The organism is Christiangramia sediminis (assembly GCF_020552705.1).
In the GTDB taxonomy this organism is placed as follows: Bacteria; Bacteroidota; Bacteroidia; order Flavobacteriales; family Flavobacteriaceae; genus Christiangramia; species Christiangramia sediminis.
On the sequence record NZ_JAJBZG010000005.1, the window covers coordinates 237,391 to 263,314 of the forward strand.

At 38.0% G+C, this 25,924-nt stretch carries 22 protein-coding genes; 11 read left to right on the plus strand and 11 right to left on the minus strand.

From position 1 onward, the window contains the following. Position 1 precedes the first annotated feature (1 nt). The 6 genes from LGQ90_RS10430 to LGQ90_RS10455 all read right to left on the minus strand — a co-directional run bounded on the left by LGQ90_RS10430 (position 2) and on the right by LGQ90_RS10455 (position 5,745). Positions 2–1,540 carry a DUF4301 family protein gene (locus tag LGQ90_RS10430; protein WP_229340867.1) on the minus strand — a complete coding sequence of 513 codons (1,539 nt, stop codon included), beginning with the start codon at positions 1,538–1,540 and terminating at the stop codon, positions 2–4. Then, positions 1,530–2,108: an AAA family ATPase gene (locus tag LGQ90_RS10435; protein ID WP_229340869.1), complete on the minus strand. Its 579-nt coding sequence runs from the start codon at positions 2,106–2,108 to the stop codon at positions 1,530–1,532. Before LGQ90_RS10435 ends, LGQ90_RS10430 begins: the two co-directional genes overlap by 11 nt. Further along, entirely contained in the window at positions 2,069–2,701 is a 633-nt protein-coding gene (gene pnuC, locus LGQ90_RS10440; protein WP_229340871.1) for a nicotinamide riboside transporter PnuC, read from the minus strand. The genes LGQ90_RS10435 and pnuC overlap by 40 nt, the downstream gene beginning before the upstream one ends. Continuing rightward, on the minus strand, positions 2,685–2,945 hold the full coding sequence (locus LGQ90_RS10445) for a YkoF family thiamine/hydroxymethylpyrimidine-binding protein (RefSeq protein WP_141876620.1): 261 nt from the start codon (positions 2,943–2,945) through the stop codon (positions 2,685–2,687). Before LGQ90_RS10445 ends, pnuC begins: the two co-directional genes overlap by 17 nt. A 182-nt stretch (positions 2,946–3,127) precedes the next feature. Further along, positions 3,128–4,687, minus strand: coding sequence for an NAD(P)/FAD-dependent oxidoreductase (locus tag LGQ90_RS10450; protein ID WP_229340872.1), 1,560 nt, complete (start codon positions 4,685–4,687; stop codon positions 3,128–3,130). 230 nt (positions 4,688–4,917) lie between these two features. Next, entirely contained in the window at positions 4,918–5,745 is an 828-nt protein-coding gene (locus tag LGQ90_RS10455; RefSeq protein WP_229340874.1) for a hypothetical protein, read from the minus strand. Positions 5,746–6,032: 287 nt separating this feature from the next. Between LGQ90_RS10455 and LGQ90_RS10460 the strand changes: the two genes are divergently transcribed. Further along, positions 6,033–6,467, plus strand: a complete 435-nt coding sequence (locus LGQ90_RS10460) for a retropepsin-like aspartic protease (RefSeq protein WP_229340876.1) — start codon at positions 6,033–6,035, stop codon at positions 6,465–6,467. 238 nt (positions 6,468–6,705) lie between these two features. On the opposite strand, the gene odhB is transcribed toward LGQ90_RS10460, so the two are convergent. From odhB to LGQ90_RS10475, 3 genes are all read right to left on the minus strand, one after another. Beyond that, positions 6,706–7,995, minus strand: coding sequence for a 2-oxoglutarate dehydrogenase complex dihydrolipoyllysine-residue succinyltransferase (gene odhB, locus LGQ90_RS10465; RefSeq protein ID WP_229340878.1), 1,290 nt, complete (start codon positions 7,993–7,995; stop codon positions 6,706–6,708). Positions 7,996–8,038: 43 nt separating this feature from the next. Further along, positions 8,039–10,819: a 2-oxoglutarate dehydrogenase E1 component gene (locus LGQ90_RS10470; protein WP_229340880.1), complete on the minus strand. Its 2,781-nt coding sequence runs from the start codon at positions 10,817–10,819 to the stop codon at positions 8,039–8,041. A gap of 166 nt (positions 10,820–10,985) precedes the next feature. Next, positions 10,986–11,960 carry a polyprenyl synthetase family protein gene (locus LGQ90_RS10475; RefSeq protein ID WP_229340882.1) on the minus strand — a complete coding sequence of 325 codons (975 nt, stop codon included), beginning with the start codon at positions 11,958–11,960 and terminating at the stop codon, positions 10,986–10,988. Between the two features lie 140 nt (positions 11,961–12,100). On the opposite strand from LGQ90_RS10475, the gene LGQ90_RS10480 reads away from it, so the two are divergent. Genes LGQ90_RS10480 through LGQ90_RS10495 form a run of 4 tightly spaced genes read left to right on the plus strand, consistent with a single transcriptional unit; the run spans position 12,101 to position 18,722 of the window. After that, complete coding sequence (locus LGQ90_RS10480; protein ID WP_229340884.1) at positions 12,101–12,703, plus strand: TetR/AcrR family transcriptional regulator; 603 nt, start codon at positions 12,101–12,103, stop codon at positions 12,701–12,703. Beyond that, a complete protein-coding gene (locus tag LGQ90_RS10485) occupies positions 12,693–14,063 on the plus strand; it encodes a TolC family protein (RefSeq protein ID WP_229340886.1) in 1,371 nt (456 codons plus the stop codon). The genes LGQ90_RS10480 and LGQ90_RS10485 overlap by 11 nt, the downstream gene beginning before the upstream one ends. Positions 14,064–14,085: 22 nt before the next feature. Further along, complete coding sequence (locus LGQ90_RS10490; protein WP_229340888.1) at positions 14,086–15,255, plus strand: efflux RND transporter periplasmic adaptor subunit; 1,170 nt, start codon at positions 14,086–14,088, stop codon at positions 15,253–15,255. A 5-nt stretch (positions 15,256–15,260) separates the two neighbouring features. Next, positions 15,261–18,722 carry an efflux RND transporter permease subunit gene (locus LGQ90_RS10495; RefSeq protein ID WP_229340890.1) on the plus strand — a complete coding sequence of 1,154 codons (3,462 nt, stop codon included), beginning with the start codon at positions 15,261–15,263 and terminating at the stop codon, positions 18,720–18,722. A gap of 56 nt (positions 18,723–18,778) precedes the next feature. Here the strand turns inward: LGQ90_RS10495 and LGQ90_RS10500 are convergent, their stop codons facing one another. After that, the gene (locus tag LGQ90_RS10500) at positions 18,779–19,144 is read right to left on the minus strand and encodes a toxin-antitoxin system YwqK family antitoxin (RefSeq protein WP_229340892.1); all 366 of its coding nucleotides are present in this window, start codon (positions 19,142–19,144) and stop codon (positions 18,779–18,781) included. Between the two features lie 230 nt (positions 19,145–19,374). Between LGQ90_RS10500 and aspS the strand changes: the two genes are divergently transcribed. From aspS to LGQ90_RS10520, 4 genes are all read left to right on the plus strand, one after another. Next, positions 19,375–21,123, plus strand: a complete 1,749-nt coding sequence (aspS, locus tag LGQ90_RS10505; RefSeq protein WP_229340893.1) for an aspartate--tRNA ligase — start codon at positions 19,375–19,377, stop codon at positions 21,121–21,123. 56 nt (positions 21,124–21,179) lie between these two features. Beyond that, positions 21,180–22,970: a chloride channel protein gene (locus LGQ90_RS10510; protein ID WP_229340895.1), complete on the plus strand. Its 1,791-nt coding sequence runs from the start codon at positions 21,180–21,182 to the stop codon at positions 22,968–22,970. 33 nt (positions 22,971–23,003) lie between these two features. Next, entirely contained in the window at positions 23,004–23,243 is a 240-nt protein-coding gene (locus LGQ90_RS10515) for a hypothetical protein (protein WP_229340897.1), read from the plus strand. A gap of 90 nt (positions 23,244–23,333) precedes the next feature. Beyond that, entirely contained in the window at positions 23,334–23,528 is a 195-nt protein-coding gene (locus LGQ90_RS10520; protein WP_011710938.1) for a cold-shock protein, read from the plus strand. Between the two features lie 55 nt (positions 23,529–23,583). Here LGQ90_RS10520 and LGQ90_RS10525 read toward each other — a convergent pair whose 3' ends face one another. Further along, complete coding sequence (locus LGQ90_RS10525) at positions 23,584–24,543, minus strand: NAD-dependent epimerase/dehydratase family protein (RefSeq protein WP_229340899.1); 960 nt, start codon at positions 24,541–24,543, stop codon at positions 23,584–23,586. Positions 24,544–24,698: 155 nt separating this feature from the next. Between LGQ90_RS10525 and LGQ90_RS10530 the strand changes: the two genes are divergently transcribed. Both LGQ90_RS10530 and LGQ90_RS10535 read left to right on the plus strand, forming a co-directional pair. Continuing rightward, entirely contained in the window at positions 24,699–25,265 is a 567-nt protein-coding gene (locus LGQ90_RS10530; RefSeq protein ID WP_229340901.1) for a hypothetical protein, read from the plus strand. Positions 25,266–25,285: 20 nt separating this feature from the next. Further along, positions 25,286–25,816, plus strand: coding sequence for a nuclear transport factor 2 family protein (locus LGQ90_RS10535; RefSeq protein WP_229340904.1), 531 nt, complete (start codon positions 25,286–25,288; stop codon positions 25,814–25,816). The last annotated feature ends 108 nt before the right edge of the window (positions 25,817–25,924 follow it).

Sequence of the window (25,924 nt, forward strand, 5' to 3'; positions counted from 1 at the left end):
ATTATCGCGGCTGGTGGGATTCTTTCAGAAGATCGGAAACTGTTTTTACAGGATTAAAGGTTTCTACCGGCACCTCTACAAATACCGTGTTCCATTTAGCCATACCTCCATTCCATAATCCCGGACGTTCCAGGGCCTTTAACGGCTTTCCATCTTTGGTCTTATCAGCAATAAAGCTCATATCTTCATCTACATACTCATTTAGATCATAAGCTTCGCCCTTGTGGTCTCTCAGGCTGCAAACAATATCTACGGGATTAAAGTGGGTAGCTTCCCGGGCGGTTTTTGCCTGTTCGGGGTTATCATTGTCTATTTGTGCGCCCTCAATAATTTGCAGTGAAATCTCCCCATTTTTATCTTTGACCAGAAACGGACCTCCACCGGGTTCACCTTCATTTTTAACCATCCCGCAAACTCTTAGAGGACGATGTAATTTTTCCATTAGATTCTCAACAAATAGATCCTGACTAGATGAGCCTTTGATAAAAAGTTCTTTATTTAAAAAATCCTGAATTTCATCAAGCTTTTCAGAAGGGACATTCCCCTTTTCCAGAATTTCTAAATACTTAAAAATCTTTTGCTGAACCTTAAAAAGTTTACCTCCAAGCATTTTTTTATAGTTCACTACATTCTGAACTTTGTCTTCAGTGACCACATTATCTATATTCTTTACAAAGACAACTTCTTCATCAAGCTGATTCATATTTTCGATCAGCGCCCCATGTCCTCCCGGTCTAAAGAATAGATCACCTTCCTCTGTTCTGAATGGTTCAAATTCATCATCAACAGCAATAGTGTCTGTTTTGGGATCCTGATAAGAATATTCAATTTCAAACCTGACGCCGGTCTTCTCCCCTATTCTCTCCTGAATTTCTTTCCACTCACCCTGAAATTTATCCTTATCTCCATGGGCTACCGTAAAATGAAGCCGGGCTACGCCATTAACCTCGGTATATTTAGCAGCTTCAAGTAAATGCTCTTCAAAAGCTGTCGCTACATGAGTACCGTATTTATGAAAAGGCACCAGGCCTTTAGGCAAGTTGCTGAGATATAAGCCGTCAGCGTTCAGAATGGTCTGTACCAGGATCTTATGCTGGGCATCGTGAGAAAGCTCCTCGTAATCTGAATGATTTTTCCTGGCCTTTTTTAAGGTATGCTCATAAAAAGGAAGCTTTTCAAAATGATTGAAGAATTTACGAAGATCAGCATCTCCCGATGCATCCAGATATTCGCGCAATTCATGTTTTTCTGGAACAAACTTATCAGCAAAACTATGTAATGCCTTGAACATCCTGGAAGCTGCCCCAGAAGCCGGGACAAATTTTAGAATACTATGTTTATCTTTTTCAGCATCATAAAATTCTATGAGCTCTCTTTTTTCTGCTGAATCTACTTCACTAATACCATTGCCTGTAGTAGCCGCTTCAATTATATTAACTTTAATATTTCCTCTTTTAAAAATCTCTATCTGCTCTTCTACTTCTTTGGTAGAAAGTCCTTTCTCTTCAATTTGAAGTATATCCTTTTCACTAAAATTCACAATTCTTGTTTTTTATTAGTTGGTCTATCTTTTTTACCGCATTTTTAAAACGCACTTCCCTGTTTCCTTTTAAAATAAAATAAGGTTTTTGATGTTGTTCCAGGGTATCTTGAAATCTTTGGAACATCCCTTCACGGTCGTGGGGTTTATCCCTCAAATCATCCGGGGTCCAGGGAACATCAATATACGTTAAAAAGTAGAGATGATAGTGGTTGTTTAACGCATGTTTAAGAAGTTGGGGGTCGCAATAACCATCGTAATAAGCTTCAGAATAAACCTTTAACTCCAAAAGATCTGTATCACAAATAAGCAGATGATCTGCTTCTTTTGAAAGTCTGTTTTCAGCGGCCATCTGACCTTCAGCAATGGGAATAATATCCTGAGGTTCACAGATGCGTTTTTCAGCATCCCAAACCTGCTGAAGATATTCCCGCATATATTCTTTTACCATCGGTTCCTGATAGTATCTGGCAAGATCTTCAGAAAGAGTGGTCTTTCCGGTAGATTCAGGTCCAAAAAGGACAATTTTTATGCAGGTCGCAGGTCGTTGCGCAAGTTTTTCTTCCATGCTTTATAACCATATATAGCAATGATGGTAAATACTAAATATTGCAGACTCGTAAAGGTAAGACCTTTGTAAAAATAGAGCGGTACAGATATAATATCACCAATAATCCAGTAAATCCAGTTTTCAATTTTACGTTTTGCCATTAACCACATGCCCACAAAGAAAATTGCGGTGGTTACCGTATCTACATAGGCTGTCCAGTTATTCCATTTTTCAAAATATTCATAGACCGCAAAAACAAAAAGAAGTGTTCCCAAGAAAATAAAAACAGACTGAATTTGTTCTTTTTTAGTGGTAGACGTGATGGGGGTATAATGTTCAGGATCTACTTTCCGGGTCCAGATATACCACCCGTATATACTCATAGAAAAGTAATAAGCGTTGATCATCATATCTCCCAATAACTGCCATTGCCAGAGCAGATATACAAAGATGATGGTACTTACAATTCCGGTGGGATATACCAGAATATTATTCTGCTTGGAATACCATACAGATAAGAACCCAAAGATCACCGCGATGATCTCAAGAATTATAAAAAGAGTTGGATATCCGGAATACTGATCAAAGAAAAAATCAAAAATCGGCTGCATACTCGCTACGGTCAGATTTTACAATCTTCACATACATGAGTCCGCGATCTATGGCCTCGAATGCATTTTTAATCTCTTTATTCAATAATCCCATCACCTCATCATAATCTCCATAAACCTGAGTACTCAAAGGGTTTTCCTTTACGGTAAGTCCGGATTCCCGCATTTTTTTAATGAAATTGATGATCGCCGGTTCGTAATCGTCCTGAATGGGTGTAAGCGTAAGTTCTACTGAAATATTCATTGCCTTCTGTTTTCCACCCAAAGTTAGCTAAACTTAACTGAAATTTTGAATTTAGAACCAGGAAGGCATAACTTGAATCATTTTATTGAAATATTCCTGATTTTAGTTTTAGAATGCCACCCTATCTATGAAAAGATTTCTACCTCTTTTTCTACTTCAACCTTACAGGTTGATCCAGAATATCAATGCAAATCATATTTTTTCGCAATCGCATCTACACAGTTAATTCCATCTATCGCTGCTGAAATAATCCCGCCGGCATAACCTGCGCCTTCTCCACAGGGATAGAGTCCTTTAATCTCTATGTGCTCTAAGGTTCCTGAATCACGCGGAATTAAAACCGGGGAAGAAGTTCTGCTTTCCGGAGCATGTAAAACCGCATCATTGGTATAATACCCTTTCAGTTTTTTACCAAATTGTACAAAAGCTTTGCGCAATCTTCGGGCAATAAGATCTGGCAGTACTTTATTAAGATCTACACTCACTATACCCGGCTGATAAGAGGTCTTTGGAAAGTCTTTGGATATCTTACCATCTACAAAATCTTCCATCCGCTGAGCCGGAACCTGTTGAGTTTTTCCGGCAGCCTCCCAGCAACTTTTTTCAACTAACTTCTGAAAATCAAGGCAAACAAAAGGATCCTCCGGTTTAAAATCTGGAAGATCTGAAGGTTCTATGCCCACTACAATCCCGGAATTAGCATAGGGATTATTACGCTTACTGGGGCTCCATCCATTCGTCACCACTTCCTCCTGTTCTGTAGCACAAGGAGCGATAATTCCGCCGGGACACATACAAAAGGAATAAACCCCCATCCCTTCAACCTGTTCTACTAAACTGTAAGAAGCAGGAGGTAAATAAGGATTTTCATCATCACCATGATATTGTATATGATCTATTAATTTTTGCTGATGTTCAATGCGAACACCCAATGCAAATGGTTTGGCTTCAATTTTAATATTCTTATTATGCAAAAGATAGAAAATATCTCTAGCCGAATGTCCCGTTGCCAGAATTACATCATTGAAAGAATGCCAATTTTCTGCATTGATCTCTATGGCTTCAATATGACTTTCTTTTAACTTAAGATCGGTAAGTTTTGAATTAAAGTGTACCTGACCGCCGGCTTCAATTACAGCTTCGCGCATGGCGGTAATGATCTTCGGTAATTTATTAGTTCCAATATGTGGATGCGCATCTACCAGAATATCTGGATCCGCGCCAAATTCAACAAACCATTCCAATGCTTTTAAAACATTCCCCCGCTTTTTAGAGCGGGTATATAATTTCCCATCGGAATAAGTTCCTGCGCCTCCTTCCCCAAAACAATAATTTGATTCGGGATTCACTATTTGTTCCTTATTAATCTTAGCCAGATCAAATCGTCTGGACCTCACATCTTTTCCGCGTTCAAAAACAATTGGTTTTAAACCTGCTTCAATAGCACGTAATGCAGCATATAATCCTGCCGGGCCAGCACCAATAATCGCAATTTCCCGAGCATTGGAAACATCTTGAGGTACATAAGGCGGAATTGAAATTTTTTCTTCGCCTATCTTCCATATTTCTATTTGCAGATTGAGGCGTACCGGCTTCTTACGGGCATCTATAGAACGCTTTCTAATTCGCCAGTCTCCGATATCATCTTTTCGAATATTTGATTTTCGAATTGCCCTGTTCAACAAAAGATGATGGTCTTCCTGTTCGCTGGGCAAAGCCGTAATCTGTACCAGTGTGCTCATAGGCGCAAAGATAATATAGATTTTTCCATAAAATAAATTAGCTTTCTTACAAAATAGATATCCTCAACACATCGGATTAAAAGCTATTTAGTCCCACAACCATGATTATTTTTCTATACTAAAATTAATCGCGAGCAGAGAAATCAAAAGATTTAATTTTCAAACTTTCTTTAAAATAAAAAAGCAGCGCCTCAAGTGCGCTGCTTTTATCTTTTTTTTAATCGAAAAAATTATCTAGTGACCGTCAAAGTTAATTCAACGGAGTCGGAACAGGTTTCACCGTTAATTTCATTTGTTACTGTATATACAGTTTTGAAATCTTGATATTTACTATCAAAATAATAAGATAATACAATTTCGTGAATTGTAGGTTCAAATGACCCTTCTCTGCTAACACCTTCTTCTAATAAATTTTTGTAAACATTCTCAAGATCTTCCTCAGTATCTACAATATCATCTATTTCTCGCCTAGTATAAGTAATACTATTATTATCACCAGCATAAGCCTCACAGACAGGCTCATACTGTGGCTCACAAATAGTATAATATAATAATTTACTACCTTTTCTACCAATAATTACATCACCCACCCAAACTGAAAATTTTTGGAGAGACTCATTTGTTAACTCAACTTTCGCTACTACTGCCAGTTCATGGATATCTTCGTTATAATTATCTAGGGCGATAGTTTCTCCATAATAATTAGTTCCAGAAGAAAACTTCTTTTTATTATTAAGTTGTCCAACAATAATTCCACCATTATTAATTGGTAATTCATTTTCATTAGAAGCAACTTGCCAAATTATTTCAGTAATTAAAAATCCAGAAGGAGCTGAAAAGTTTAAATACAAATTATCTTCATCATTCGTAACTACAAAATTACCAACAATACTGTTTGTACTATTTAATAATTCATAATTTACAGATTCACATCCATCAACTTCCAGAACTGAATTTGCAATTAAAAGTTGATTGTCATTTACAATAGTTTCGTCATTATCTACGGAGCACCCCATCAATAATAACCCTACCATTATGGTATTAAAAAAATTTCTCATAATACATTGGTTATTAACGTTTTTCAGGATAAATGTAATAAGAAGAATTAGTAGAAAATTATGATCAAAATATTATTCGATATCTTTATAATTAATTCAGACTAACAACTTATTTGTCTATTTATCAATAATTTAACTTGTAGGAATAGATCGAATTTTCTTACTTTAAAATTCTTAATTCTTTCAAAAGATTAAATCAAAATATCCTTTTAACCTTTGGGGATAAAAATTCAATATAAAAGGTTCAGTAAACCTTCCGTCTTAAAATTTTATATTTGCATCAAAAAATGTCTTTAAAAAAGCTATTAGAAGAAAAAGGATTTCATCGTATTAAATTAAAGTATACTAAAACCAATCATTTAGAATTGGTTGCTAAAATAAATGATATTGAAGGAAACTTTATTCTGGATACCGGTGCCTCAAGTACCTGTGTAGGTGTAGATGCTGTCGAACATTTTGACCTGCTTTCAGAAGACAGTGATATAAAAGCTGCAGGGGCAGGAGCTACCAATATGCTCACTCAGATCTCTCAAAAGAATCGTATCGAAATCAATAGCTGGAAAAAGAAAAAAATCGACCTGGTACTTTTTGATCTGAAACATGTGAATGAAGCACTCGTTAATCACAAAGCGGAAAAAGTACATGGAATTATTGGTGCCGATATCCTCAAAAAAGGGAAAGCCGTAATTGATTACAAGAACAAGGCTTTATATTTGAAATAAAAGGGAAAAATCCCCTTTTACTTAAATTACTTAAAAAGTAAATTTGAGTGGTTTAAAATTTAAAACGTATCAAAACAAAAGTATCCACTCAGCTTATCTTTTTTATCCTGGCCATTTTAGTCGTGGGGGTCTTAGCCTTGAACGTTTTTCGTTTGTTAGTTTTGTTTTAATTTTTGTTAGAGACAAAAAAAGGTCCGCAATGCGGACCTTTTTTTTTATTAAGATTTAAACTCTTTAATTAAAGTTCAAGAGCTCTTTTTACATCATTATCCATTAGTAATTCTTCCGGATTTTCTAAAGCTTCTTTAATAGCCACAAGAAAACCAACAGATTCTTTACCATCAATGATCCTGTGATCGTAAGATAAAGCAACATACATGATCGGTCTTATCTCTACATGACCATCAATTGCCACTGGTCTCTCCACGATATTGTGCATTCCTAGGATAGCACTCTGAGGAGGATTGATAATTGGTGTTGAAAGCATAGATCCAAATACACCGCCATTAGTAATTGTAAATGTACCACCGGTCATTTCATCTACCGTGATCTTTCCATCACGTGCTCTTAAAGCAAGGCGTTTTACTTCAGATTCAACTCCGCGGAAGCTTAAATTCTCAGCATTTCTAATTACAGGAACGGTGAGACCTTTTGGTCCCGAAACTGCAATACTTATATCCTTATAATCGTAGCTTACCTGGTAATCTCCATCTATCATAGAATTTACGGCAGGATACTCGTCTAAAGCACGAATAACAGCTAACGTGAAGAAAGACATAAATCCAAGGCTAACCCCATGTTTGTCTTTAAATTCCTCTTTATATTTCTTTCTTAATTCGAAGATTGGAGACATGTCTACTTCGTTAAAAGTAGTAAGCATTGCTGTATCGTTCTTAGCACTTACCAAACGTTCTGCCAGTTTACGACGGAACATAGACATTTTCTTCTTCTCTTCACCTCTTGTTCCAGTTCCAGGAGTTCCCATAGAAGCTTTAGCCTCTACCGCATCCTCCTTAGTCACACGTCCATCACGTCCTGTTCCTTTTACATCTTTAGAAGCTATCCCTTTTTCATCAAGAATTTTCTTGGCTGCCGGGGATGGACTTCCTGTAGCATACGTATCCTGTTCCTGACTTGGAGTACTGGATTTAGAAGGAGTTTCAGTTTTAGCTTCTGCTTTATCACTGTCCTTTTTATCTTCTTTCTTTTCCTGGCGTTCTTTTTCTTCCTCTTCAGCCGGCTTATCGTCAGAGCTTTTTTCATCATCACCGTCACCACCGCCTGGTTTTTTTGCTTCCGTATCAATAAGACAAACCACTTCTCCAACTTCTACCACATCGCCTTCTTCAGCCTTCAAGGTGATAATACCACTTGCTTCCGCAGGAAGTTCAAGGGTAGCTTTATCGCTATCAACTTCGGCAACTGCCTGATCTTTTTCAACGTAATCTCCGTCTTCTACCAGCCACTGAGCTATTTCAACTTCAGTGATGGATTCCCCGGGTGATGGAACTTTCATTTCTAAGGCCATGATTATTATCTATTTTGGTTCCTGAAATTCAGGAAACTGATTCTTAATTATTTTCTTCTTCGTTTAAATTCTTATCAAAAACACTGTTGATCACTCGTTCGTGACGCTTTTTGAAACGCACCGAACTACCTGCTGCAGGTGATCCGTAAAATTTACGGCTGCATACCCTGAATTTCCGGGCTTCTTCAAAATGTAGTAATAAATGTGCATAAGCCCCCATATTACGAGGTTCTTCCTGTGCCCATACCACATCATCAGCATTCTTATATTTCTCCATTATCTCTTTCATTCTTGAAATTGGTAACGGAAATAATTGTTCTATCCGGACAAATGCAATATCATCTCTTTCACTCTCTTCCCTGTGTTTCAGAAGATCATAGTAGAATTTACCGGTACAGAATACAAGTGTTTTAATCTTTTCCACCTCAGCTTCGTTATCATCTAATACCGACTGAAAACTTCCGGTAGCAAACTCCTCTTTAGTAGAGATCACTTTTGGATGACGCAGTAAACTTTTAGGGGTAAAGATGATCAGAGGTTTTCTGAATTTAGCCTTCATCTGCCTTCTAAGAATATGGAACATATTAGCAGGAGTTGTAACATCTGCCACATACATATTATCCTTAGCACAAAGCTGAAGAAAACGCTCCATTCTTCCTGAAGAGTGTTCTGCTCCCTGACCTTCATATCCGTGAGGCAATAACATCACCAACCCATTCTGAAGTTTCCATTTATCTTCTGCTGCAGAGATGTACTGATCTATCATAATCTGCGCACCGTTCACAAAATCTCCGAACTGGGCTTCCCATATTGCAAGTGTAGTTGGGCTGGCCATGGCATAACCATAATCAAAACCTACTACCCCGTATTCTGAAAGCAGAGAGTTATAAATAAAGAAGTCTCCGTCTCTTTCTTTTATATTATTATGAAGAATGATCTCTTCTTCACTGTCTTCAACCTTTACCACGGCATGACGGTGCGAGAAAGTTCCTCGTTCACTGTCCTGACCGCTAATTCTGATATTATAGCCTTCTACCATCAAAGATCCGTAAGCAAGATGTTCGGCCATAGACCAATCCAGCTTATTATCTTCGAAATACATTGTCTTTCTTCCGTCTATTATCTTATTGATCTTTCTCATGAATTTTTTACCCTCGGGTAATTGAGAAACGGCTTCCGCAACTCTATCTAATTTATCGAGATCGAATGTGGTATCCACATTCTCCATCATTTCATCTTCCTGAACGTTTTCAAAACCGTCCCATTCATCCTCCATGAAAGGTGTGATCCTGGTAGTTTCTTCTTTTCGGGAATCCTCCAGCTTTTCCTCAAGGGCAGCTTTATAGGTTTCCTCCAGGTTTTTTAGATATTCATCATCTGCAACACCTTCTTTCTTCAGCTTTTCAAAGTAAATATCACGCGTATTTTCGTGCTTGGAAATTGCTTTGTAAAGTTTAGGCTGAGTAAATCTAGGTTCATCACCTTCATTATGTCCATATTTTCTATAGCCAAGAAGATCAATAAATACGTCTCTCTTAAATTTCATTCTGAAATCCAGTGCGAAAAGAATGGCATGAACAACAGCTTCAGCATCATCAGCATTTACATGGAGTATTGGTGAAAGCGTTACTTTCCCAACATCTGTACAGTAAGTGGAGCTTCTTGCGTCTAAATAGTTTGTGGTAAAACCTATCTGGTTATTCACAACAATATGAATGGTTCCGCCGGTTTCATAACCCTCTAGCTGGGCCATTTGAACTAATTCGTACACCAACCCCTGTCCTGCAATAGCTGCATCACCATGTACAAGGATAGGAAGAACTTTAGAATTATCGCCTTCATAGCGACGATCCTGTTTTGCCCGGGTTATACCTTCCACCACGGCACCTACAGTTTCAAGGTGCGAAGGGTTTGGGGCTATATTTATATTTATTTCGTTTCCGTTATCGGTAGTGCGGCAGGAAGTCCATCCAAGGTGATATTTAACGTCTCCATCAAAAATATCCTGCTCATAATCTTTCCCGTCAAATTCACTAAAAATGTCTTTAGCACTTTTTCCGAAGATATTGGTAAGAGTGTTCAACCTTCCACGATGGGCCATTCCCATTACAAATTCTTTCACTCCTAATTCAGCAGCTTTTTCTATAAGCGCGTCAAGTGCAGGAATCAAACTTTCTCCACCCTCAAGTGAAAAACGTTTTTGCCCAACATATTTAGTATGAAGAAAAGATTCAAATGAAACTGCTTCGTTGAGTTTCTTTAAAATTTGCTTCTTCTGAGCTTCATCAAATTGAGGATGATTCTCATTGATATTCAATTTTTTCTGGATCCACTCTATTTCCTCCGGTTTACGGATATACATATATTCTATCCCGATAGATTCGCAATAGATATTTTCGAGATGTTGTATGATCTCTTTTAGAGAAGTGGGACCAATCCCAAGAATATCTCCGGCATTGAAAGTCGTATTAAGATCACTTTCTTCAAGACCAAAATTTGAAATATCAAGAGTAGGAGAATATTTTCTACGTTCTCTTACCGGGTTTGTTTTGGTAAACAAATGCCCTCTGGTTCTGTAACCGTCAATTAAGCGTATTACCTGAAATTCTTTAATTACGTGTGCCGGTATCTCTCCTTCAGTAAAATCTACAGGGGCCTCTCCCAATACTTCTTCTGAAACGCCATTTTGTTGCATTCCAAAGTCAAATCCTTGAAAAAAAGCCCTCCAACTGGGCTCCACACTATCAGGATGTTTTAAATATTGATCGTAAAGTTCTGCGAAATATGCAGTATGAGCAGCATTTAGAAATGAAAATCTATCCATAAAATTGAAACAAATGTTCCTTTTGTTTTAAAAACATAACAAAAATACAATTTTTAAAAAAAACAGCTTGCAGGCATTATGATAATTCTCTATTGGATTATAGGAATTTTAACACTGCCTGAAAATGAACAGCTGATCAGCTGATATTTAGAAAAGTATGGAAAACTTAAACCTGACGTTCCATTAGCATTTCCCCAAATTTGCGTAATGGCTCCTTTTTTTCTTCTGGCAACTGTATTTTATCCAGAATTTTGAAGGCCATATCCGTGTAATTTTCTATTTCTTTTCTGGTAAGTTCTGCAGCCCCACAAGTTTCAAAAAGTGATTTTACAGCCTCAATTTTTCCAGAATTTTCTATAGGAGAAATACTATATAGATGTTCCAATTGCTGAGCCTCACTCCTGCCGGCCAGCTCAAGGGTTTTAATATAAAGAAAGGTCTTTTTATTTTCGATAATATCACCCCCGGGCTGTTTACCAAAGGTTTCGGGATCTCCAAAAGCATCCAGGTAATCATCCTGAAGCTGAAATGCAATCCCCAGTAATCTGCCATATTGATAGATGGCCTCTTTACATTCCTGCGAGGTTTGCGCTACTATCGCCCCCATTTGCAGGGAAGCTCCAACCAGCACCGCGGTCTTGTATTCGATCATTAAAAGATAATCTTCGATACCTACATTATCACGGGTCTCAAAATCTATATCGTATTGCTGACCTTCACAAACCTGGATGGCAGTTTTTGTAAAAAGCTTTGAGAGCTCTTTAAAAGTATCGCCTTCATAACTTTCAAAAAGCTGGTAGGCATTAATAAGCATGGCATCCCCGGAAAGTATCCCGGTATTGATATCCCATTTTTCATGCACGGTCTCCATTCCCCTTCTAATAGGTGCATCATCCATAATATCATCATGAACCAGGGAGAAATTATGAAAAATTTCTATCGCCAGCGCGGCGTCAAGCGCTTTTTTGTAATTACAATCAAAAATTTCAGTAGCCATAAGTACCAGTACTGGTCTTAATCTCTTCCCACCCTGTTCAAGAATATAAACCATAGGCTCATATAAGTTTACAGGTTCCTTCACTCTGATCTTTTCGTGTAGATAGTCGATGATAGCTTCTCTATACTGGGAAATGGCAAGCATGAAATAAAAAATTTTCGCTAAAATACCATAATTGACAGTATTTCAAATTCTATGCTCATGTTAAATAATCGTAAACTTTGGAAACTTTTTTTGTGTATAAAGTTTCCTTGATATACTTTTGCCAAAAATTTGATAAGAAGGTGCAGGAGAAAATATTGAATACCGCTACCGAGATGTTTCTTTACTATGGTTTTAAAAGTGTAACCATGGATGATATTGCCGATAAGCTGGGCATATCTAAAAAGACCATCTATGCGCATTATTCTACAAAAAATAAATTGGTACAGGCCACAGGTTCACATTTGCTGCAAACTATTTCTGAAGGAATCGATGAGGTTAGAGCAAAAAATCTTAACCCGGTAATTGAAAATTTTGAAATTAAGCGTTTTGTGAATCAGCATTTAAAAGGAGAAAAAACCTCTCCTCATTTCCAGTTGAAAAAATATTACCCCAAGATTTTCAATAAGCTCATAGAAGAACAATTCAATGTACTGGAGGATTGCGTGGGAGAAAATATCTCACGTGGAATTGAATTGGGATATTACAGGAAACAGATTAACGTCCCCTTTGTATGCCGAATTCATTTTGTAGGAATGATGGGCATAAAAGATAAAGAAATGTTTCCCCTGGAGGAATTCAGCGAACAGGACCTTACCGAAGAATTTCTGAATTATCACCTCAGGGCGATCTGCACACAAAAAGGAATCAAAACTCTTGAAGAATATTTAAGTAATGAAAAATAGATCACTAAAAATCTTCAGCCTTCTTTTACTGGCATCCGTCAGTATTTTTGCCCAGGAAGATACGCTGAAAACCTATCAATTTACTTTAGAGGAAGCGATTGAGTATGGATTGGAAAACAATTATCAGTCTCAAATTGCAGGAAAAGATGTGGATATTGCTCTGAAACAAAAATGGGAGATCATCGCTCAGGGACTTCCACAAATAAGTGGAAATGTAGATTATCAAAATTACCTGAAACAGCCTGTAACCCTGCTTCCTGCAGAAATCACAGGTGGACAGCCCGGAACTTTCACCCCGGTTACCTTTGGAACCAAGCAAAGTATGAACGCTACCGGCACCTGGAATCAGTTAATTTTTGATGGTTCTTATATCGTAGGGATTCAATCGGTAAAGACCTTATTACAGATATCCAAAAATGCTAAAACCAAGACCGACCTGGAGATTAAAAAGGCTATCATAAGCGCCTATGCCAATGTCCTTCTGGCTGAAGAGAGCGTGGAAATCTTTGAAAAGAATGTAGAAAGTCTTCAGAAGAATTATAAAGATACGCAAAAGATCTACGAAAACGGATTTGCTGAACAGGAAGATGTAGAGCAACTAGAAATCACTCTTTTAGGTTTAAAGAATAGTTTAAGCCGTAGCCTGAGAATGAGAGATATCGCTTATGAAATGCTGAATCTCAGTTTGGGTATCCCGGTAGAAAACAAAGTGAACCTCTCTGATGATCTTGATGAACTGGCCATGAAGTATTATGATCTCTCGCTTTTAAGCAAAGAAATTCCTGTGGAAGAAAACATAGATTATCGTATTGCAAAGAATTCTGCAGAATCTGCAGAGATCCAGGTAAAACTTCAAAAAGCAAAAGCATTACCATCACTTACGGGTTTTGTTAATTACGGTTATCAGGGTTTTAGCCAGAAATTTACTTTTCTAACCAGCGATCAGGAATATTTTGGTCAGTCTGTTTTAGGAGTAAGCCTTAATATTCCAATTTTCAGTAGTGGAATGAGAAGCTCAAAAACCCAGCAAAGAGAACTGGAACACGAACAAGCGATGCTGGACCTGGAACGTACCGAAAACGAGGTAAAGCGCCAGATAAATATGGCTAAAAGTGAATATGAGTTCAGTATTGAAAATTATCAGAATGCCGTAAGAAATCTCGAACTGGCCGAAAGAATTGAAAATAAGAATCAGATAAAGTTCTTTGAAGGAATTGCCAGCAGTTTTGAATTAACTGAGGCACAAAGACAGCTTTATTCAGCACAACAAGATTATTTACAGGCAATGCTTGATGTAATCACCGCTAAAGCAGAACTTGAAAATCTACTCGATACCAGAACCTATAATGATGAAAATTAATCTCCCAATTATAAAAAAGAATATGAAAAAGTTAATCCTAATAGTTGGACTTCCCCTTTTATTGATTTCCTGTGGTGGAGACGAGGAAACTAAATCTATAGATCAGGTCATAGAAAGTGAAGATCTAAGCCAGATTAGAGCTAAGAAATCTGAATTAAGCACCGAACAATCTAAAATTGCTGAACAATTAGACCGCCTGGATGAAGCTATCAAAAGCCTGGATAAGAACCGGAGAATGGATCTGGTGAGCATTCAAACCATTGAGGATACTCTTTTTAAGCATTATGCTGAAGTACAGGGAAATGTCGCCACCGATGAAAATATTATAGTTTATCCGGAATTTTCAGGAATTCTCACCAATGTGAGGGTAAATGAAGGAGACAGGGTTTCTAAAGGACAGGTTCTGGCAAGAATTGATGACGGAGGACTGCAGAGCGAGCTTGCACAGCTAGAAGCTCAGGAAAGACTGGCGAAAACCACCTATGAGAGACAAAAGAGATTATGGGATCAGAATATTGGGTCTGAAATGCAGTATCTGGAAGCTAAAACCAATTACGAAGCTTTACAAAGTTCTGTTCAGAGGCTGAAATCTCAGCTGGACAAAACTGTGGTAAGAGCTCCTTTTAGCGGAGTTGTAGATGATGTGATAAGCGAACAGGGAGAAGTAGTAAATCCCGGGCAAAACCAGTTATTCAGAATTATTAGCCTGGATAATATGTATGTGGAAGCCGATGTTCCCGAAAACTATCTGAGTAAAATTTCAATAGGAACCGGGGTAAAAGTTAATATTGGATCTGTAGGCCGTGAATTCGAAGGTAAAGTGAGCCAGGTTGGAAATAATATCAATCCCAATAACCGAACTTTTAGAATTGAGGTAAAAGTTCCCAATGAAAAAGATCTTATCAAACCCAACCAGATCGCGACTATAAAACTGAACGATTATACTTCAGAAAATGCCATCGTGATCCCTGAGAGTAGTATTCAGAAAAACGCCATGGGAGAAAGCATAGTGTACGTACTGGAGCAGGAAAATGACAAGAACTTTGGTACTGCCAGGAAAGTGATCGTAGAAACTGGTCTTGTCTATAATGACTCCATTGAAATAAAAGAAGGTCTTACACCCGGACAAATCTTAATTACTGACGGTGCTAAGAACATTCGTGATGGTCAGGAAGTTAAATTCAGAAAATAAGCAGAATGAAATTAGATAAAGAATTCAAACTCTCCTCCTGGGCGATAGATAACAAGATGACCGTATACGTCATCATTGCCATTGTAATGGTGGGCGGACTTCTCTCCTATTACAGTATGCCCAGAGAATCTTTTCCGGAGATCATTGAAACCAAAATATACGTAAGCTCGATCAACCCGGGGAACTCGGCAGAAGACGTTGAAAAATTCATAACCGAGCCTCTTGAAGAGGAATTCAATGATGTGGGTGGAGTAAAAGAAATCAGCTCTACAACACTTCAGGATTATTCACTGGTTATCGTTGAATTTGAAGAAGAAGTAAATGTTGATGTCGCCAAGCAGAAGATCAAGGATAAGGTAGATTTGGTGAAAGCTGAAACCACATGGCCCACTCTTGATAATGGTGCTAAGGTAGAACCCAATGTATTTGATCTAAATCTTTCCGAAGAACAACCAATTCTCAATATTAATCTTACCGGAGATTATACCGTACAGCAGTTAAAAGACTATGCAGAATATCTTCAGGAGAAAATAGAATTACTACCTCAGATTAAGGAAGCGAGTATTCGCGGGGCTGAAGAAATGGAGGTGGAAATCGCGGTGGATCTCTATAAAATGAGTGCATCCCAGGTTAGTTTTCAAGATATTATTAGCGCTATAAGCTCTGAGAACAGAACCATTTCGGGAGGGAACATAATCACCAGCGGAGTTCAAAAGAACATCAGGATCATTGGTGAGATCGAGGATCCTCAGGAATTAAAAAATGTAGTGGTTAAGCGTGAAGGCGGAAATATCTTTCTAAAGGATATCGCAAGTATAAATTTTCAGGAAAAAGACGCCACCACTTATGCCAGGGAATATGGCGAACCTGTGGTGATGCTTGATGTTAAAAAGCGAAGCGGTAAGAACATGATCGAAGCGGTAAATAATATCAAGGAGATCATAAAAACCGAACAGGAGGAATACCTGCCGGAATCTTTGGACATAAGTCTTACCAACGACCTTTCTACAGATACACGAAACCAGGTAAACGACCTGGTGAACAATATTATTTTCGGGGTTATTTTAGTAGTCCTTGTACTAATGTTTTTCTTAGGCTTTAGAAACTCTCTATTTGTGGGACTTGCCATTCCGCTATCCATGTTCCTGTCTTATATTATTCTTTCCAGTTTAGGTTACACCCTGAATACCATGGTGCTTTTTGCGCTTGTGATGGGACTGGGAATGCTGGTAGATAATGGAATTGTGGTAGTAGAGAACGTGTATACTTTAATGGATGAAGGCTGGTCTAGGAAAAAAGCTGCCAAACAGGGTCTGGGAGAGATCGCATGGCCAATTATAGCTTCTACTGCAACTACCCTTATGGCGTTCTTCCCGTTGGCATTATGGCCGGGAACCATTGGGAAGTTCATGGTAATTTTTCCAATTACTCTTTCCATTGTACTGGGATCTTCTCTTTTTGTAGCTATTATCATCAACTCGATGCTCACCTCACAATTCATGAAAACTGAAGAAGGAAAAATCTCTAAAAAGAGACTTATCAGGATCAGTATTATCATGGCTATTATTGGCGCAGTCTTGCTTGTAGGTGGTTATGCAGTGAATATTGGCGCTTTGAGAGCCATTGGAAACTTATTCCTTCTGGGAGTGCTTTTACTATGGCTATATAAATATGTATTATCTGGCGCCGTAGATTACTTCCAGTTCAAATCACTAAAAAAACTTGAAAGCAATTACGAACGTTTCCTTAAATATGCGCTTAGAGGTAGAAAAGCTTACGGATTCTTTTTCGGAACCCTGCTTTTATTATTCCTATCGTTTGTACTTATAGGCCTTGTACAACCGGATGTATTATTCTTCCCGGAAAACCAGCCAAAACAAGTGATCACTTATATTGAATATCCTGAAGGTACTGATATTGAAAAAACCAATGAACTTACTAAAAATGTAGAGGATCAGATCTTTGAAGTTATCAAAAAGTACGAGGACGAAGATGGTTATAACTTCATGGTAGAATCTGTGATCTCACAGGTGGGTCAGGGTGCAGGAAACCCTCAAACCGATGGCGGACAGCAGAACGAAATGCCTCATAAAGGTAAGGTTACCATTGTAATGCGTGAGTTCAAGGAACGTCGAGGCGTGGAAAGTTCTCAGGTCCTGGCCGAAGTGAGGGATGCCGTGAACGAATTTCCGGGGGCCTCTATTCAGGTGGAAAAGGATGCCGCGGGACCTCCTGCCGGTTATCCTATAAATATTGAATTGAAAGGCGAAGATTATGAAAAGATGCTTGCCGAAGCTGAAAATTTAAGATCTTATATTCAGGGTCTTAGTATTCCTGGAATTGAAGAACTGAAGATAGATGTTAATAAATCTAAACCTGAACTGGATGTTAGAGTAGATAGAAGAAAAGCTGGACAGCTTGGAGTTTCCACTTCGCAGGTTGGACAGACACTGAGACGTGCGATCTATGGTGAGGAAGTTTCTACCTATAAAGATGGAGACGACGATTATGAGGTGAATGTAAGATCTAATGAGGAGTTCAGATATGATGAAAATGCACTTTTCAATCAGCCTATAACTTTTAAAGATCAGAATTCCGGTGAAACCCGCCAGGTTCCTATTTCTTCATTGGTTGAAACCGAAGTAGCCTCATCTTTCAGCTCAATTAAAAGAAAAGATCTAAAGAGGGTAATTACTGTTTATTCCAATGTACTACAGGGCTATAATGGAAACCAGATAGTAGAACAACTCCAAACATCATTGAAAAATTATGAAATGCCTGAGGATATCTCCTTGCAATTTACAGGAGAACAGGAGGAACAGGCTGAAAATATGAGTTTCCTGATAAAAGCACTTCTTATTGCGCTTGGCGGAATTCTACTTATCCTGGTTGCTCAGTTCAACTCGGTATCAAAACCAGTTATCATCCTGATGGCGGTGGTGCTTAGTCTCGTGGGCGTATTTCTGGGACTTATTACATTCCAGATGGATTTTATTATCATTATGACCATGATGGGTATTATCTCACTGGCAGGAATTGTGGTGAATAACGCCATTGTACTTATTGATTATACCCAGATACTCATTGATAGAAAGAAGAAAGACCTGGGTCTTGAAGAAGAGGATCTACTTACGAGAGCACAGTATTTTGAGGTGATCGTTAGAGGTGGTAAATCCAGATTAAGACCTGTATTGCTTACAGCAATTACCACAGTACTTGGATTGATCCCTTTGGCGGTGGGACTGAATATAGATTTCTTCGGACTTATCACAGATTATGATCCGGCAGTCTATATTGGCGGTGATAATGTTATTTTCTGGGGACCTCTTGCCTGGACAGTTATCTTCGGACTTGTATTCGCAACCTTCCTTACCCTGGTAGTGGTACCGGTAATGTTCTACCTGGTGAACAGAGGGAAAGTGAAATTTGCAGACAAACGAAAAGAGCGGGAATTAAAAAAGGCCTGATAACGAAAAACCCCGAAGAAATTCTTCGGGGTTTTTTAATTAAATATTTATTTTCTCTAGAGGTTGTTCACCAATGAGCTATCACTTTTCCAGCTATTCACCGATGCAATTACGCTATTTTGATAGTCAACTTCGGTAAGTTTATTTTCAGACCAAAAAAACCATTTTCCGTCTTTCTTTCCGTTTTCGTAATTTGCGATGGCTGTCTTTTCACCATTTTGGTTGTAAGAAATCCATTTTCCGTGGAGTCTGCCGTCCTTGTACGTACCTTCCTGTCTAATACTTCCATCTTCATAATAAAACGTTCCTTTAATTAATTCACCCTGTTTCTCAAAAACAGGCTCAAGATCTTTTTCCTGAGCAGTAACCACCCCTCCGAGAAGGAATGCCGCTACTAAAAATATATAATTAATTGTCTTCATAGCTCTTTTTCAGTTAACGTTAAGATCATAAAGATACTAAAAGTTTACAAAAAATCAATAATTACGTAACATTAAGTTAACATTGAAGACGATTTTAACTTATTTTCAGTCATTTATAAAATTTACATTTCGACACATTGGAATAAATTCATTTAATTTTTAATCAGGAAAGGCTAAGTAAAAGTGTATAACTTCTTACTTTTGTGGCCATTCTAAATTTGAAGGATAACATGTACAGAAGTCATACCTGCGGGGAACTTAACGCGAAACATATAGGTAATAAAGTAACTCTCTCCGGATGGGTTCAAAAAGTGAGAAACAAAGGTTTTATGATCTGGGTAGATCTGCGCGATCGCTATGGATTAACTCAGCTTATCTTTGATGAGGAACGTTCTTCAAAAGAATTAATGGATAAAGCTGGAAGTCTTGCAAGAGAATTTGTAATTCAGGTTGAAGGTAGCGTAATAGAAAGAGAATCTAAAAATCCAAATATCGCTACCGGTGAAATTGAAGTTCTAGTAGAGAGTTTCAAAATTCTGAATTCTTCAAAAACTCCACCTTTCACTATTGAAGATGAGACTGATGGCGGGGAAGATCTTAGAATGAAATATCGCTACCTTGATATTCGCCGGAATCCGGTAAAAAATAAATTGATGTTTCGGCACCAGGTGGGAATGAAGGTGAGAAATTATCTTTCCAACGAAGGCTTTATAGAAATTGAAACGCCATACTTGATCAAATCTACTCCTGAAGGTGCCCGTGACTTTGTGGTGCCAAGCAGAATGAATGAAGGTCAGTTCTACGCTCTTCCACAATCTCCCCAAACTTTCAAGCAATTGTTAATGGTTGGTGGAATGGATAAATATTTCCAGATCGTTAAGTGTTTCAGGGACGAAGACCTGAGAGCCGATCGTCAGCCAGAATTCACCCAGATAGACTGTGAAATGGCTTTTGTGGATCAGGAAGATATTCTGAATATTTTTGAAGGCCTTACCAGACACTTATTAAAAGAGATCAAAGGAGTTGAAATAGCAGAATTCCCGAGAATGACCTATGCAGAGGCCATGAAAAAGTATGGGAATGACAAGCCGGATATCAGGTTCGGGATGGAATTCGCTGAACTGAACGATCTCGCGAAGAATAAAGGTTTTAATGTTTTCGATCAGCAGGAATTGGTGGTTGGAATATCGGTTCCAGGAGCTGCTAATTACACCAGAAAAGAGATCGACAATCTAATTTCCTGGGTCAAGAGGCCTCAGGTTGGCGCAAACGGACTGGTTTGGGCAAAATACAATGAAGACGGAACTTTAAAATCTTCTGTAGATAAATTCTATTCCCAGGAAGATCTTAAAACCTGGGCTGATGCCACCGGTGCTAAACCAGGAGATCTTATTTTAGTGATGGCCGGGGATTCAGACAAAACCAGAACTCAACTTAGTGCGCTAAGAATGCATTTAGGTAATGAGCTTGGGTTAAGAAAAGCTGATGAATTCGCCCCATTATGGGTGGTTGATTTCCCTTTATTAGAATGGGATGAAGAGACTGAAAGATTCCACGCCATGCATCACCCTTTTACTTCTCCCAAGAAAGAAGATTTTGCACTTCTTGCTACTGAGCCAGGGAATGTAAGGGCGAATGCTTATGACCTTGTTTTGAATGGTAATGAAATAGGTGGCGGATCTATAAGAATTCACGATAAGGAAACGCAAAGCCAGATGTTCAAATATCTTGGATTTACTCCGGAGGAAGCTAAAGAACAATTTGGATTCTTAATGGATGCATTTCAATACGGAGCTCCCCCACACGGCGGTATCGCCTTTGGATTTGACAGACTCGTGGCAATTTTGGGAGGTCAGGAAAGTATCAGGGATTTTATAGCCTTTCCGAAAAATAACGCCGGCAGGGATGTAATGATAGATGCTCCTGCAAAACTTGATGAACAACAACTGAACGAATTACATCTTCGTTTGAAATTGTAAAAATAACATCCCGCATATTGCGGGATTTTTTATATTCACAAGCTAATTATCAGAGAGTGGCGAAATTCAGAAATTCTTTTTTACATAGATTTTTGAACTGGAAATCCAGAAACCTTTCCCATCGCCAGTTTTTGATGTTTTTAAGTGCGATAATTGGTTTTATAGCAGGAATTTTTGCGGTGATCATCAAGAACCTTACGCATTTGATCCAGTCTTTATTAGAAGGAGAATTTATTGTAAAATATCACGATGCTTTCTATTTTATATTTCCCGTAATAGGTTTACTCTTAGTTTACCTCATCATTAAATTCATTTTTAAAAGAAATGTAGGACACGGCATCCCTACCACATTATATGCCATATCAAGGCAAAAAGGGATCATGAAACGCTTCCAGATGTACGCATCTTTGATCACGGCACCCATTACGGTGGGTTTTGGTGGTTCTGTAGGATTAGAGGGACCCACCGTTGCTACAGGGGCTTCATTAGGTTCAAATATTTCCCGCATCTTTTTAATGAATCAGGCTTCAAGAACTTTACTTATTGGCTGTGCAGCAGCAGGTGCGATGTCTTCAATTTTTAAAGCACCCATTGCAGCTATTATTTTCGCCATAGAAGTTTTCAGTCTGGATCTAACCCTGGCTTCACTCCTACCCTTACTAATAGCATCTGTTTCCGCGATTCTTACCTCCTATTTCTTCTTCGGAAGTGAAATAATCCTTCCATTTAAATTAGAAGACGCATTCACTATTTCTGAAGTTCCCTATTATATCCTCTTAGGAATCCTGGCATCGGTTTGTTCTATATATTTCTCCAAGGTCTATTTTGGATCTACGAAACTTCTGGCTAAAATAACTTCGCCTTTTGTCAGGCTCATTATTGCAGGTCTGGGGCTGGGAACTCTTATTTACTTTATTCCTCCGCTCTATGGGGAAGGTTATAATGTGATAAATAATCTGCTTCAGGAAAACTATCTTCAGGCCTTAGGCACCAATTTATTCAATGCCTACCTGGAAAATATCTGGGTGGTTATTATCCTGCTAGCGGGACTTGTGATCTTCAAGATCATCGCATCTTCCCTAACCTTTAGCGCAGGAGGTGTCGGTGGAATTTTTGCCCCGGTCTTATTTATGGGTAGTGCGATGGGACATTGTTTTGCCTTAATAATTAATAATCTGGGCATTTTTAAACACCAGATCTCGGTGAGTAATTTCACGCTTGTGGGTATGGCCGGTCTCATGGCGGGGGTTTTACATGCGCCATTAACTGCCATTTTCCTTATTGCAGAACTAACCCATGGGTACGAACTTTTTATTCCGCTTATGATCACCGCGGCCATCTCATATATGATCACGAGTAAATTTCAACCACATTCTGTTTATACCATGGAACTGGCACAACGCGGAGATTTGCTTACCCACGATAAAGATCAAACTGTGCTTACCCTAATGAATATTTCTCAGGTTGTGGAAAAGAATTTTATTCCACTGGAGATAGATATGAATTTGGGGGATGTGATACATCAGGGTGTGGTAAAATCTTCCCGCAATATTTTTCCGGTCATCGATGAAAATCGTAAATTCATGGGGATCATCCTTCTGGACGATATTAGATCTATCATGTTCAATGAAAAATTATACGATGAAGTTAAAGTTCAGGATATCATGCAACAGGCACCTGAAATAATAGATATTGAAAACGATCGGATGAAAACCATTATGAAGAAGTTTCAGGAAAGTAATGCCTGGAATCTCCCAGTAGTGGAAAAAGGTAATTATGTTGGATTTATTTCAAAATCAAAACTTCTAACCGCTTACCGTAAAAAATTAATTGAAGTAACCGTTTAGTCTAAACGAAAACTTATTATAAAAACCAGTGAGATGAAATTATTCATGAAAATACTCGGAATTGCAATTTTAATAGCCATTGCCGTGGGGTTCTATTTTAGATTAACCGACAGAGTTTTGACCGGCGACAGGATCATTGGAATTTCTGTTCTGGCAAGTGCTTTTATACTGATGCCTATCTTCTTAGTTATACGCTGGAGAGGTAAAAAATTAAAGGATTACACTCTCTCTGAGGAGAATATGAAAAAAATGAGAAACAAAGGAATAGACTAGATTTCCACAAAAAAATCATAAAAAATTCTGATTTTCAGCTTAATATAAAATTTTATCTATTATGTTTGTTCTTTATTAATTATTATTTTTATGCAAGGCACAGTAAAATTTTTCAATGAATCTAAAGGTTATGGATTCATTACCAACGACGACACCAAAAGAGACATTTTCGTACACATCACTGGTTTAAACGGTGAAACTCTCCAGGAAGGAGATAGAGTGGAGTACGAAGAAACAGAAGGAAAAAAAGGAGTAAACGCTACTGAAGTACGCGTGATCGAATAAACCTTTTTTTGTGAGTACAAAGTAAAAAGCCGCTTTTTAGCGGCTTTTCTTATTTCTAATTCTGTGTCTTTAAAGTTGCACTAACTCCTTTAAGCATGGTCGTGGTGAGCTTTTCCAGGTCGAACTCATGCTTCCATCCCCAGTCTTCCCTGGCGGTGGAATCATCTATACTGGAAGGCCAGGATTCAGCAATACTTTGTCTAAAATCCGGGTCGTAAGAGATTTCAAAATTTTTAATATGTTTTTTTATCTCGCTGGCTAAAACTTCAGGAGTGAAACTCATTGCCGCAAGATTGTAAGAAGACCTTACTTTAATCTTTTCAGCCGGAGCTTCCATAATTTCAACGGTAGCCTTAATGGCATCATCCATATACATCATTGGCAGTCCTGCATCTTCAGCAAGAAAACTTGTATATGCTGAATTTTTTAGAGCTTCATGAAATATTTCAATAGCATAATCTGTAGTTCCTCCGCCGGGCAGGGTCTTATAACTAATGATCCCAGGATACCTTAAACTTCTAACATCCACCCCGAATTTACGATGAAAATATTCACACCATCTCTCCCCGGTTTGTTTACTTATACCGTAAACCGTGGTAGGTTCCATAACGGTAGTTTGAGGAGTATTGTCTTTAGGAGTAGTAGGCCCAAAAACCGCTATACTGGAAGGCCAGAATATCTTATCTATAATTCCTTCTTTCGCGATATTTAGAATATGAAACAGAGAATCCATATTTAGATCCCAGGCTTTCATAGGAGCTTTTTCAGCAGTGGCACTAAGCATAGCCGCCATCAGGTAAACTTCCTTTACTTCGTAATCATGAATTACCTTTCTTATATGAGCATCATCGGTAGCATTCAAAATTTCAAAGGGACCAGACTCCATCAATTCTTCCGCACCTTCCCTAATATCACTGGCGATCACCTGATCATTCCCATGAATCTCTCTCAATTTTAATGTAAGTTCAGTACCAATTTGTCCGCAGGCACCAATAATCAAAATCCTTCCGGCCATAAATTAAATTTTTTGCAAATATATTTATTTCTACAGAGGAATTCGTAATCTTAGTATTTTCTTGACGTTCTTCTTTAACAATTCTTCAATACTATTTAATTCTGAAGTATATCAGCAAATAATGAATAACTTTGTAATACTTTGAATTCCATTTTATGAAAAAACTGATCTGTTTCAGCTTGATTCTGGCTATAATTTCGTGTAAAACGGAAAAAGATGGGGAAAACTCCATTCAAAATGCCTTGGATACCACGGCTTTTCAGAAAGAATTGAAAATTGAAAAAGTTGAGTTTTCACTAGAACCTGAAGCCCGAAAATTTGCGCTTAACTGGGTAGAATATATTACCGCGCAAAATGAAATAAAAAGACTGGAGAATTCAACTATTAATCAGGTAATGATTAATGCTCCCGCCATTGCCCAGATCATGGAGTCTCTCAAAAATTCTGTTCCCGATAGTTTGAAATCGGTTGCGGTGGAATCAAGGCTAAATGTGGTAAATACCAAAGCGCAACTGCTAAAACAATATTCCGGGAAGCAGGAGCCAGATGCAGAAGATATCGCACAGACCACCAAAGAATTACATCAGGAATTTACCAATCTCAAACTCCAGATGAACGAGATTTTCTTAAAATCCCTGGAGGACTTTGAGAAGGAACTTGATGAATTTGAAAAAATGGAAAGAGAACAGGATTCAATTCCTGAAAAAACTAACGAATCATAATTTTTAGAAATATCTGATCAATGAAAAAATCTATACTCATATCTCTAGTTCTCGTCAGCTTCTTTTTCGCAAATGGGCTAAATGCACAGGTTAAAAACACTGAGGAAAATATTAAAGCTGCAAAAAGACAGATTAATAAGACCATTGGCGAATGGCATAAGGCTGCTGCATCGGCTAATTTTGAAGATTATTTCAACCAGATGACCGAAGATGCTGTTTTTATTGGAACTGATGCCACTGAAAACTGGACCTTACCCAAATTTAAAAAATTCTCAAAGCCTTATTTTGAAGCCGGAAAAGCATGGAGTTTTTCTACGCTGGAAAGAAATTTATATGTCCATGAGAATACCCGGGTAGCATGGTTTGATGAGCTTTTAGATACTCATATGGGAATTTGTCGAGGTTCCGGGGTACTTATGAAAGAGAATGGCACCTGGAAAATTCATCACTATGTGCTTTCCATTACAATTCCAAATGAAAATGTGGATGAGATCACCGAATTAAAAAAGAAGTTTGATGAAAAACTGATCTCAAAAATAAAGAAGAACTAGGCTCTAAAATTGTAGGCTTCTCTAAAAATCATTCTTTAGGGAAACTGAAAGATTCTTTCTTAGTTTTTGAATCGCAACAACTTAACATTAAAGATCTGCTCATAAATC